The following is an 11,805-nucleotide window of genomic DNA, read 5'->3' on the forward strand; positions in this document are numbered from 1 at the left end:
TAACGGCGGTATCCGTAGGCAGACGTTTGTGGTGAACATCAGCATATACGGATTTACCGCCGTTTTTCTATCCTGCCTTCACCGCAAACCCTGCCTGTTTCACGCTGATCTGCGAAGAACCGATCTTTTCCAGTTCCACCTTCCCGATGCGCCAGGCGACCTCACGCTCGTACAGGCTCTTCTCTTTATGGTGGGACGCGATTTCTCGCTTGCGAAGCTCGTAGTAGTCCGCGTACAGGTCATTGAGCGTTTTGAAGGGGTTTTGGTTGACCTTCTGCCGTTCCTGAACCGGGTCAGCACCCTCACGCTTGATCGCCAACCTCAGCTTCGCCGCCTCATCGCGGGCGTCGGCCAATGACCAGTCGTCCACCTTGCCGATGGTGTATTCACGACGAAGCTTGGTAGCTAGGGTGGTGTAGCGCAGCATCCAGTAGGCATCGCCGCGCTTCGGGGTCATGAGGTAGAGGCCATTGCCGTCGGCATGCCGAACGGATGGCTTCTCTTTGATCAACTTCTTGACGGTTTTGTCGTGTAGCTTGCCCACCTTCCTGCCTCAAAAAAATTGGGGAGTACAATCTCGCCGACACAATATAGCGAGAAAATACTCCCCAATCTACTACCCAGCACTACCCAAACTTGGCAGAACTTACATGAACGCGGTGATCGTTAAAATTCCATAAACCTTTGACTTTTAATGGACTAAAGAACAGCGATGAACACCAAAGAACATCACTCTATGTTCTGAATCTGCTCTCTCATCTGCTCGATCAGCACCTTGAGTTCCACCGCGCAGCGGGTGGTGTCGGCGACCACCGCCTTGGAGGAGAGCGTATTGGCCTCGCGGTTGAGCTCCTGCATCAGGAAGTCGAGGCGGCGGCCGATCGGGCCTTTCTGCTTGAGCTGGCGTTCGATCTCGGCGATGTGGATTTCCAGCCGGTCTAACTCTTCGTCGACGTCGGCCTTCTGGGCGAGCAGGGCGATTTCGGCTTCGAGGCGTTGCGGGTCGAGCTCGGCCTTGAACGCTTCGAGGCGTTCGATCAGCTGGTTGCGCTGACGTTCGAGGATCTGCGGGAGCAGTTCGCGCACCGTGACGACCTGCGCGCGCACGCCGTCGAGCCGGCTGCGAATCAGCTCGGCGAGGCGTTCGCCCTCTCGGGCGCGCCCGGCGATCAAATCGTCGAGCGCGGCATCGAACAGTATCAGCGCCTCGCGCTTGACGGTGTCGAGATCGGTGCCCCGGGCATCGACCACGCCGGGGTGATCGAGCAGCGCCAGGGCGTCGGGCATCGGCGCGTCGGGAAGTTCGGCGCGGACCTCGTGCAGGGCGCGGTTGAGTTCGGCGAGGCGCTCACGGTTGACGCTCAGCGACTCGCTGGCGACGGCGGGATCGAAGCGCAGCTGGCATTCGACCTTGCCGCGCGCCAGGCGCGTGCGCAGGGCCTCGCGGAAGCTCGGCTCGAGATCGCGCAGGCTCTCAGGCAGGCGGAAATGCGGCTCCAGGTAGCGCTGGTTCACCGAGCGCAGTTCCAGCTGCAGGCTGCCCCAGGCGGCATCCAGGGTCTGCCGGCTGAAGGCGGTCATGCTGTAGGCCATGCGAATTCCTCGAAGACAACGGTGAAAGAGTGCGTCCAGGCGGTTCGCCGGAACATTGCTCAGTGTAACGGATCGACGCGGGTCAAGCGTGTAGAATGGCCGTCCACCGGGAGCCTCGCTCCGACGATTACCCAGCCAAGCGATGAGAGGTGACATGCGCCCAGCGGCCACACGACCCAGCGGACGACAGCCCGATCAGCCCCGCGAGATTCAGCTGATCCGCGACTATACCCGCCACGCCGAAGGCTCGGTGCTGGTGGCCTTCGGTGACACCAAGGTGCTGTGCAACGCCAGTGTCGAAGCCGGCGTGCCGCGCTGGCTGCGCGGCAAGGGCCAGGGCTGGATCACCGCCGAGTACGGCATGCTGCCGCGCGCCACCCACAGCCGCAGCGGTCGCGAGGCGACCCGCGGCAAGCAGGGCGGGCGCACGCTGGAGATCCAGCGCTTGATCGGCCGCTCGCTGCGCGCGGCGGTCAATCTCAAGAAACTCGGCGAATTCACCATCACCGTCGACTGCGACGTGATCCAGGCCGACGGCGGCACGCGCACGGCATCGATCACCGGCGGCTGCGTGGCGCTGGTCGATGCCATCCGCTATCTGCAACGTGAAAAGCAGATCAAGACCGATCCGTTCAAGCAACTGGTCAGCTCGGTATCGGTAGGGGTCTACAAGGGCACGCCGGTGGTCGATCTCGACTACCCGGAAGACAGCGCCGCGGGCACCGACATGAACGTGGTGATGACCGAGGATGGCGGGCTGATCGAGGTGCAGGGCACTGCCGAGACGGCGGCGTTCTCGCGTGACGAGCTCAACGCCATGCTCGACCTGGCCGAAAAGGCCGGTCATAGCCTGTTCGAGCATCAGCGCGAGGCGCTGCAAATTCGCCGCTGAGACCTGGCGAAGCTGTTCGCCGCCATCTTTCATCATGCAAAACGCCGGCTCCTGAGCCGGCGTTTTCGTGGGCGCTCGAAGGTGACGGGCGACGCGGACCGAAGACGCCGGTCAGAGCGTCAGGTCGTACTCGACGATCAGCGGGGCGAACTCGGAGAAGGTCGCCTCGCGGTCGATCCAGGCGTCGACCACGTGACGGCGGAAGTTGGGGCCGACGATCTGGTAGTCGATGCGCCAGCCTTCCTGACGGCTGCGCGGCACGTCCTGATCGAGCTTGGGCCACCAGGTGTATTCGCCGGCATCGCGGTTGACTTCGCGAAACGTGTCGATGAAGCCGGTAGGGCCGAACATCTGATCCATCCAGGCGCGCTCCTCGGGCTTGAAACCGGGGGTCGTCTGGTTGTCGGCCCAGTTCGCCAGGTCGACGGTCTTGTGGGCGATGTGCCAGGTGCCGCAGATGATGTACTCGCGGCGCTTGCGGGCCATCTTCGACAGGTATTCCTGATACTGGCTCATGAAGCTCTGCTTGGCGGTGTAGTCGCTGCCGTCGGGCATCAGGAAGCTGGCGATGCTGAAGCGGTCGTAATCGGCCTGCAGGAAGCGGGCCTCGTTGTCGCACTGCTCGAAGCCCAGGCCGTACATGATCGCTTTGGGGATCTTGCGACAGTACAGGCCGACCCCGGAGAAGCCGTCCTGCTCGGCATCGAGGAAATAGCCCTCGTAGCCTTCGGGATAGAGGATGCTGTCGTCGAGCTCGAAACTCTTGGCCTTCAGGTTCTGCACGCAGACGACATCGACATCCTGATCGGCCAGCCAATCGAGAAACCCTCGCTCGACCGCGGCACGAATTCCATTGACGTTGATGCTGGCGATTTTCATACATGGTCCCTTTTTCGTCGCGCGTGTATGATACCTGAGCTTTCGACGTTTGGGTAAATGACCCGAGGCAATCATTCGTTTAAGGCACCTTCGTGTTTCAGGGTAGCCATTCGCGTCGAACCGTCACCCCGTCACCCCGTCAGCCGTCTAGACAGTCAAGCAGTCTCTAAACAAGAGGAAGCCCCGTGGCCGGCCAGCTGCAAGCCTACCAGCGCGACTTCATCGCCTTCGCCATCGAGCAGGGCGTGCTCAAGTTCGGCGAGTTCACCCTCAAGTCGGGACGCGTCAGCCCCTATTTCTTCAATGCCGGCCTGTTCAGAAGCGGCGCCGCCCTGGCGCGCCTCGGGCGCTGCTACGCCCAGGCGATCGCCGACAGTGGGCTCCAGGCCGACGTGCTGTTCGGCCCCGCCTACAAGGGCATTCCGTTGGGCACCGCTACCGCCGTGGCGCTGGCCGAGCATCACGGCCGCGACCTGCCGTTCGCCTTCAACCGCAAGGAAGCCAAGACTCACGGCGAGGGTGGCCAGATCGTCGGCGCCGCGCTCACCGGGCGGGTGCTGATCGTCGACGACGTGATCACCGCCGGCACCGCGATCGGCGAGGTCATGGCGCTGATTGAATCGGCCGGCGCCAGCGCCGCCGGGGTGGTGATCGCCCTCGATCGCCAGGAGTGCGGGCAGGCCGACGGCGAGATGACCCGCCATAGCGCCATCCAGGAAGTCGAGGCGCGCTACGCCATGCCGGTGGTCAGCATCGTCACCCTCGACCAGGTGCTCGCCTACCTCGAGCAGTACGCCGGCAGCGAGCTTCAGCCGCATGCCGAGGCGATCCGCGATTACCGCGCCCGCTATGGCGTGTTGACGCGGTGAATCGCTGCCAACCGGTGTCGCCACCGGCCTAGGAGCCCGTCGGACTTGACACTGACCTACTGCGAATCCCGGCCTTTCGGCCAATTCCATCGATCCATTTCGTTAAATAGCGCGCTATTCGCCTCAATCGATCGATAAATTTGACTCGAAACCCGTGCTTCTCGTGACGATCGGCCAAGCCCGACAGACTCCTAGGACTTTCATGCTCGATATCGTGCTCTTCGAACCCGAGATTCCGCCCAATACCGGCAACCTGATCCGGCTGTGCGCCAACACCGGGTTCCGCCTGCACTTGATCGAGCCGCTGGGCTTTACGCTGGACGACAAGCGCCTGCGCCGCGCCGGGCTGGATTACCACGAATGGGCGCGGGTGACGGTGCATGCCGACTGGTCGGCGTTCCTGCGCGACATCGCCCCCGAGCGGGTCTTCGCAATTTCCACCCGCGGGCGCACCGGCTACCATGAGCCGGCCTACAAGCCCGGCGATGCGCTGGTGTTCGGGCCCGAGACCCGCGGCCTGCCGCAGGCGATGCTCGACGCCCTGCCGGCGGAGCAGCGTCTGCGCCTGCCGATGCTGCCCGACAGCCGCAGCCTCAACCTGTCCAACGCCGCGGCGATCCTGGTCTACGAGGCCTGGCGCCAGCTTGAATTCGTTGGGGCCGGCCTTCCGGGGGCCGGCCTTCCGGGCGCCGGGCTTCCGGGGGCCGGCCTTCCGGGCGCCGAAACCGGGAGCGAGCACCCGGCAGCCGATTCGACGGGCATACCAGACACAGCCGGCAACACCGGCGACGAGTAACCGATGTCTATTCAGCAACGCCTCGCCACGCTCAACCCGCGCCAGCAGGAAGCGGTGCGCTTCATCGACGGCCCCTGCCTGGTGCTGGCCGGCGCCGGCTCGGGCAAGACCAGCGTGATCACCTCGAAGATCGCCTACCTGGTCCAGGAGTGCGGCATGAGCGCCCGCCGGATCGCCGCGGTGACCTTCACCAACAAGGCCGCGCGCGAGATGAAGGAGCGCGTCGGGCAGCTGCTCAAGGGCCGCGAGGGCCACGGCCTGACGGTGTCGACCTTCCATACCCTGGGGCTCAACATCATTCGCGGCGAGCTCAAGACGCTGGGCTACAAGCCGGGCTTCTCGCTGTTCGACCCCGAGGACGCCAAGGCGCTGCTGCGTGACCTGATGCAGAAGGACGCCCAGGTCGACGCCGACCAGATCAATCGCGTGCAGGGCCAGATTTCCACCTGGAAGAACGACCTGGTGCTGCCCGGCCAGGCGCTGTCGCACGCCGCCGACGAGGACGAGCAGTACGCGGCGCGGCTCTACGAAGCCTACGGCCGCCACCTCAAGGCCTACAACGCGGTCGATTTCGACGACCTGATCATGCTGCCGGTGGTGCTGCTCTCGAACGATCCCGAGGCGCTGGCGCGCTGGCGGCGCAAGATCCACTACATGCTGGTCGACGAGTACCAGGACACCAACATCAGCCAGTACCAGCTGGTACGGTTGCTGATGGCCGAGCGCGGCACCTTTACCGTGGTCGGCGACGACGACCAGTCGATCTACGCCTGGCGTGGCGCGCGCCCCGAGAATCTGGTTACCCTCGGCGAGGACTTCCCGCGCCTGCGGGTGATCAAGCTCGAGCAGAACTACCGCTCGACGCAGCTGATCCTGCGTGCCGCCAACACGCTGATTGCCAACAACCCCCACGTCTACGACAAGGCGCTGTGGTCGGACAAGGGCGTCGGCGCGCCGATCCGCATCGTCGTCAATCGTCACGAGGAAGCCGAGGCCGAGCGGGTGGCCAGCGAGATCCTCACCCGGCGCATCAAGGAGCGTGCCGAATGGCGCGACTTCGCGGTGCTCTATCGCGGCAACTTCCAGGCCCGGCTGCTGGAATTGAAACTCCAGCACTACCAGATTCCCTACAAGCTCTCCGGTGGCACCTCGTTCTTCTCGCGGGGCGAGATCAAGGACGCCATGGCCTACCTGCGGCTGCTGATCAACCCCGGCGACGACAACGCCTTCCTGCGCATCGTCAACGTGCCGCGCCGCGAGATCGGCCCGGGAACGCTCGAGAAGCTCGCCAACTATGCCACCGAGCGGGGCCAGTCGCTGTTCGCCGCCTGCCACGAAATGGGCCTCGAGCAGGTGCTGCCGGCCCGGGCCGTCGAGCGCTTGGGGCGCTTCACCCACTTCATCGACGGCGTGCGCAAGCGCATGGACCAGAATGAGGCGATCAGCGCGATCCGCGAGATGCTGCGCGACATGGACTACGAGGCCTGGCTTTACCAGAACGCCAGCGCGCCGACAGTCGCCGAGCGGCGCATGGCCAACGTCTGGATCCTCATCGACCAGCTCGAGAAGTCGATGCAGCGCGAGGCCGGCGACGACGAGGCCAGCGAGGAGACCGACGACGTCGAGTCGGCGATCTCGCGGCTGGTGCTGCGCGATATCCTCGAGCAGCAGGCCGAGGAGGACGACTCCGACCGCATCCAGCTGCTGACGCTGCACGCCGCCAAGGGCCTGGAGTTCCCCCACGTCTATGTGATGGGCCTCGAGGAGGAGTTGCTGCCGCACCGCAACGCCATCGAGCTCGACACCGTCGAGGAGGAGCGCCGGCTGGCCTACGTGGGCATCACCCGTGCCCGCCAGACGCTGACCCTGACCCTGGCTCGCCAGCGCAAGACCTACGGCGAGCTGATGGACTGCACGCCCAGCCGCTTTCTCGACGAGTTGCCGGCCGACGACCTGGAGTGGGAGGGCCGCGCCGACAAGGAAGATCCCGACAAGAAGCAGGCCCGCGGCAAGGATGCCATCGCCGGGCTGCGCTCGCTGCTGGGCTGAGGTGGACAACGCCCGCCCGGCCCATGCGAGTCGGCGGAGTTGCCAGTATCCGCCTGGTTCGCTCTCATAGCCTCTTTGAATGATCATGCCGAGGAGTCCCCGTGTCCGATCATCGCCATGTCGACCCCGCTATGACGCTGTTCACCGCCCTGCATCAGGCCGGTTGGCAGGATTTTTTCGACCCGGCTTCGCTGGAGCGCGGCCTGCGTTATGCCCGGCAAGGCCGCGTGGCCAGTGACCTGAGCCTGGCCTTTGAACACGACCAAGACTTGATCCTACTACTCAGCGGGGAGGTGGCGGGCAGCCGCAAGCAGGCTTATTTCACCGAGGTGGAAGTGTATGCGCACGACTCCAGAGGGCTCTTCTCCGACTGCAGCTGCCCGGTCGGCTCCGGTTGCAAGCATGCGGTGGCGCTGATTCAGACCTTTCTGGATCAGCTGAACAAGGAGACCAAGGTTGTTGCCGACAACCGGGTGGAAAGGGATTCGCCACGTGCAGCACACGCGCCAGCCGACACCAGAGGCACGCTGACCCGCGAGTGGGAGACTTGGCTGGAGTGGCTGCAGAATCCCCCAGGCACAGCACCAGGCGCTGAGTGTGTCGGCACGCAGTACCGGCTCGGACTGTTTCTGGATACCGCGAACCACTACGCCAGCGGAGCGATCCTCAAGGTGCTGCCGGTGTGGCTGCGTCCCTCGCGGCAGAGCAAGCGCGGTAACGGGTGGGTTTCGCCGAAGGTCATCGAGGTGCGCGGTTCGGGCGAGCTGATACCCGTGCCCGAGGCGGGCTGGAACCCCGAGCAGGAAGAGGCGATTGACCGGTTGCTGCATGGCGAAGTCGGTACCCATTGGAGCAGCGACCATCGCCAGTGGGCGGTGATGTCGCACGCCTTCCAGGTGCGCGGCCTGTGGTCGCTGCTGGAGAGCGATGAGCCGCCGCTGCTGTTCTTTCGCAAGCAGACCGGCAAGCAACTCGAGTTCGGAGCCGACGGCTGGCTGGCGCCGAGCTGGCAACCTGATGCCGAGGGCGTACAACACCTTCAGGCGACGACTCAGCCGGAAGGGCTGCTATCGGCTGAGGCGCTCATCGCCAGAGCGGGGCGCGGGCTCTGCTACATCGATCCTGCGCGTGGCCGATTCGGGCGCCTTGGGGGCGACCCCGAACTGCTGGTGGGGCTGCGTCGCGCACCGCCGCTGCCGCCAGCGATGAGCGAGTGGCTGGGCGAGCGGCTGCGCAAGACACCGGCCCTGGCCGCCAGGCTGCCGGCGCCGAAGCGGGTCGAGGAGCACACCCTGGCGGATGTCGCGCCACGCCTCAAGGTCACCATGCGGGTGGTGGAAGGCCAACTGGGGTTTCGCGACGGCGTGGCGGTTGCGCGCTGGTTCCGCGTGGGTGCCGGCGTGGTGGGTTTCGATTACGACGGCATGGAGGTGGCCCCTGAAGAGGGCGAAACGGCCCAGCTCTTCCATGCCGGTCAGCGGGTCACCATCAAGCGCAACAAGGCGGCGGAGCTGGCGCTGGTACGCAGCCTGCCGCCGGGTATGGTGGCTCTGGAGCGGCTGAGTCAGGCTCATCAACCGCCGGCCTTTCTGGACCTGCCGGCCTGGTCGCTATTGCTGCCCGTTGCTGGCGAGCTGCCGTCCCGCGCCGCCGAGTGGCCCACTCATCTGGCCAAACCGGATGACTGGTGGCCAATGATTGCCGAACTGCGCCAAGCGGGCTGTCGGGTCGAGTTCAGTGACGAGTTCCCGCCGGAGCCGCGCTACATCGAGCCGGAAGCCTGGCACGGCGAGCTGGAGCCGGCGGGTAACGGATGGTTCGATCTGGCGCTGGATATCGAGGTGGAGGGCGAGCGACTCAATCTGCTGCCGATCCTGCGCCAGTTGCTCATGGATCCGACTTTCCCGCTGGAAGTCGCGCCAGACGAGCCCGAGGAGGCGAGCTGGGAGCTGGCGCTGGATGAGCAGCGTCGCCTCGCGCTGCCGCTGTCACGGTTGCGCGCGCTGATGGCGCCGATTCTCGACTGGCTGAATGACGAGACCGACCCGCAAGCGGCGCTCAAGCTGCCGGTCTCCGCGGCCGAGCGCGTGGCACCGCTGGCCGAGCACGAGCGCTGGGCGGGGCGTGACGGTGTGGCCTCGTTGGCCCGGCAGCTCAAGACATTGCCGGCCAGCTTGCCGGCGCCGCCAGGCTTCGCCGGTGAGCTGCGCGACTATCAGTCCCGTGGCCTGGCGTGGATGCGCTTTCTCGCGGTACTCGGGACCGGCGGCATCCTGGCCGACGACATGGGCCTGGGCAAGACGGTGCAGGTGCTGGCCCATGTGCTCGACGAGCGTGCCCGCGGCGCGCTGCAGGGGCCAGTGCTGGTGGTAGCGCCCACCAGCCTGGTGGGCAACTGGTGTGCCGAGGCGGCACGCTTTGCGCCGCAACTCGCGGTGCTGGCGCTGCAGGGCGGCAAGGCTCAGCGCCAGCGTCAGATCGACGAAAAACTGGCCACGGCCGATCTGGTGGTCACCACCTACCCGCTGTTGATCCGCGATCTTGATCGCTTGTGCGAGGTGGCGTTCGGGCTGTTGGTGTTGGACGAAGCGCAGGCGATCAAGAACGCCGCCAGCCAGACGGCGCAGGCGGTGCGTGGAGTCAACGCCGGGCGCGCCCTGGCGATGACCGGCACGCCGCTGGAGAACCATCTGGGCGAGCTGTGGGCGCAGCTCGACGCCGTGGCGCCGGGGGCGCTGGGCAGCCAGCAGTGGTTCGGTCGGCACTTTCGCACGCCGATCGAGAAGGACAGCGACGTGGCGCTGCGCGGGCGCCTTGCGCGGCGCATCGCCCCGCTGATGCTGCGACGTACCAAGCAGCAGGTGCTGACCGAGCTGCCCGAGAAGACCGAGAGCCGTCGCGAGATCACCCTGGCCGGCAGCCAGCGCGAGCTCTACGAGAGCCTGCGCCTGGCCCAGCACCAGCGGGTACAGCAGGCCATCGCCGAGCGTGGCCTGGCCGGCTCCGGCATCGTGATGCTCGATGCGCTGCTCAAGCTGCGCCAGGTGTGCTGCGACCCGCGCCTGGTCAAGCTCGACAGCGCAAGCAAGGTGAAGCGCTCGGCCAAGCTGGAGCAGCTGCGCGAGATTCTGCCGTCGCTGGTCGAGGAGGGGCGGCGCATTTTGGTGTTTTCGCAGTTTACCGAGATGCTGGGCCTGATTGGCCAAGCCCTGGAGCGCGACGGTATCTCTTACACCACGCTGACCGGCGATACGCCGGGCAAGACCCGCACTCAGCGGGTGGCGCTGTTCCAGCAGGGCGAGATACCGGTGTTCTTGATTAGCCTCAAGGCCGGCGGCACGGGCCTCAACCTCACCGCGGCGGACACCGTGATCCACTACGATCCCTGGTGGAATCCCGCGGTGGAGGCTCAGGCCACCGGTCGCGCCCATCGCCTGGGCCAGCAGAACCCGGTGTTCGTCTACAAGCTGGTGTGCGCCGGTACGGTGGAAGAGCGCATCCTCGGCCTGCAGGCGCGCAAGGCGGATCTTGCCGCCTCGATCCTGGAGGGCGGCACCGAGCGCAAGAGCGACGGTCCGCTGTTCGATGAGGAGGATCTGGCGCTGCTGTTCGCGCCGGTGGCGTAGAAGGTCGAGAAAGAGTTCCGGTTTTTCGTGAGGCGGCTGTTGTCGAAGCCGCTAGTCAGTCCGCAATTGCCGCTCGGCGAAATCGAGCAGCGACCGGTAATCGCGCTGACGGATAATGGCCTTGACGATCTCGGCATCCAGATTCAGGTAATCGTGGACCAGGGCGTTGCGCAGGCCGATGATCTTGTTCCATGGCGTACCGCTACGGTCATGGTTCAGGCTCTGTAGCTTGGAGAAGGCCTGTCGGGCATCGCTGGGGACCACGACACCCAGCGACTTCAAGCGTTGTTTGGCGATGCCAATGCAGGCTTCGGTGAGCAGCTGCAGGTTGCGCTCCGCGGCACGGTAGAGCAGTGCATTCAATCCCTCGGGCGTGCTGGCGGCCTGGTGCAGCTGCTCGAGTTCCTCGGCCAGGGTGGCCAGATGCTCCCGCATGGCGTCGATGTATTCGGTTTCCACGTGATGCATACCTGTCGATTCAAGCCGTCATTCAAGCCGTCATTCAAGCCGTCATTCAAGCCGTCATTCAAGCCGTCATTCAAGCATAGTGCCGCTGATGATACTGGTGATCGATCTCCCACATCGAGGTGATGCGTTGTTCTTCACGAATCAGACGCAGCTTATCGTTGGCGAGCAGTACCCGGCCGGTGCGGTTCACTGCATGAGCCAAGGGGAGCGGCGCCAGGTTGATGTCCACGATGGAAAGTTGATCTTCCGAAAGGCCCAGTTCGTCCTGCCAGGTTTGTGCCAGCAGTTGGGGGCGTAGACGGCGTTCCAGGGCGTCCTTTTCGAAAGTGCGAAAGGCCACGGCAAGATCGTAGTCGCTGCCCTCGTTGGCAGTTCCCTTGGCGCGAGAGCCATAGAGCCACAACACGGCGATTTCATCGTTCCCGGCCGCCAGCTCGGCGAGACCCTGCAGTATGTCTGTCTGGTCGGGCATCATGGTTCCTTGGTAATCCAGCGCCTGTGTTGGCGACAGTCTAGCCTGAATATTGCACCATTGGCGCGAGTTCGGCCTGCTGAGTGATCAGGCCAGCTCTTCATGCTGGATTCAGCAAGAATCGGTCACGTTTTGATCAATTACCCAGCGTCGAGACACAC

General features: G+C 64.8%; 9 protein-coding genes and 1 pseudogene. 5 read left to right on the forward strand and 5 right to left on the reverse strand.

Going from position 1 to position 11,805, the window contains the following annotated elements:
* Nucleotides 1–67: 67 nt before the first annotated feature.
* A complete protein-coding gene (locus K7I12_RS16565) occupies nucleotides 68–544 on the reverse strand; it encodes an Arm DNA-binding domain-containing protein (protein WP_231664732.1) in 477 nt (158 codons plus the stop codon).
* A 185-nt stretch (nucleotides 545–729) separates the two neighbouring features.
* Nucleotides 730–1,593, reverse strand: a complete 864-nt coding sequence (locus K7I12_RS16570; protein WP_231664733.1) for a YicC/YloC family endoribonuclease — start codon at nucleotides 1,591–1,593, stop codon at nucleotides 730–732.
* Nucleotides 1,594–1,747: 154 nt separating this feature from the next.
* Here K7I12_RS16570 and rph point away from each other — a divergent pair, with 154 nt between their 5' ends.
* Nucleotides 1,748–2,485, forward strand: a complete 738-nt coding sequence (gene rph / locus K7I12_RS16575) for a ribonuclease PH (protein ID WP_231664734.1) — start codon at nucleotides 1,748–1,750, stop codon at nucleotides 2,483–2,485.
* A gap of 111 nt (nucleotides 2,486–2,596) precedes the next feature.
* Here rph and K7I12_RS16580 read toward each other — a convergent pair whose 3' ends face one another.
* Nucleotides 2,597–3,364, reverse strand: coding sequence for an exodeoxyribonuclease III (locus tag K7I12_RS16580; RefSeq protein ID WP_031385062.1), 768 nt, complete (start codon nucleotides 3,362–3,364; stop codon nucleotides 2,597–2,599).
* Between the two features lie 185 nt (nucleotides 3,365–3,549).
* Here K7I12_RS16580 and pyrE point away from each other — a divergent pair, with 185 nt between their 5' ends.
* The 4 genes and pseudogenes from pyrE (at nucleotide 3,550) to K7I12_RS16600 (ending at nucleotide 10,704) form a co-directional block, all read left to right on the forward strand.
* Complete coding sequence (gene pyrE / locus K7I12_RS16585; protein ID WP_231664735.1) at nucleotides 3,550–4,233, forward strand: orotate phosphoribosyltransferase; 684 nt, start codon at nucleotides 3,550–3,552, stop codon at nucleotides 4,231–4,233.
* Between the two features lie 202 nt (nucleotides 4,234–4,435).
* A pseudogene (gene trmL, locus K7I12_RS16590) lies at nucleotides 4,436–4,909 on the forward strand (tRNA (uridine(34)/cytosine(34)/5-carboxymethylaminomethyluridine(34)-2'-O)-methyltransferase TrmL); the annotation flags it as partial.
* Nucleotides 4,910–5,032: 123 nt separating this feature from the next.
* On the forward strand, nucleotides 5,033–7,078 hold the full coding sequence (rep, locus tag K7I12_RS16595) for a DNA helicase Rep (protein WP_031385066.1): 2,046 nt from the start codon (nucleotides 5,033–5,035) through the stop codon (nucleotides 7,076–7,078).
* A 101-nt stretch (nucleotides 7,079–7,179) separates the two neighbouring features.
* On the forward strand, nucleotides 7,180–10,704 hold the full coding sequence (locus K7I12_RS16600; RefSeq protein ID WP_231664736.1) for a DEAD/DEAH box helicase: 3,525 nt from the start codon (nucleotides 7,180–7,182) through the stop codon (nucleotides 10,702–10,704).
* Nucleotides 10,705–10,755: 51 nt separating this feature from the next.
* Here K7I12_RS16600 and hepT read toward each other — a convergent pair whose 3' ends face one another.
* Both hepT and mntA read right to left on the reverse strand, forming a co-directional pair.
* Nucleotides 10,756–11,163 carry a type VII toxin-antitoxin system HepT family RNase toxin gene (hepT, locus tag K7I12_RS16605; RefSeq protein ID WP_201448205.1) on the reverse strand — a complete coding sequence of 136 codons (408 nt, stop codon included), beginning with the start codon at nucleotides 11,161–11,163 and terminating at the stop codon, nucleotides 10,756–10,758.
* A gap of 79 nt (nucleotides 11,164–11,242) precedes the next feature.
* Nucleotides 11,243–11,644 carry a type VII toxin-antitoxin system MntA family adenylyltransferase antitoxin gene (mntA, locus tag K7I12_RS16610; protein ID WP_051907553.1) on the reverse strand — a complete coding sequence of 134 codons (402 nt, stop codon included), beginning with the start codon at nucleotides 11,642–11,644 and terminating at the stop codon, nucleotides 11,243–11,245.
* Nucleotides 11,645–11,805 lie beyond the last annotated feature (161 nt).

This window comes from Halomonas sp. IOP_31 (genome assembly GCF_021151495.1).
GTDB lineage: Bacteria > Pseudomonadota > Gammaproteobacteria > Pseudomonadales > Halomonadaceae > Modicisalibacter > Modicisalibacter zincidurans.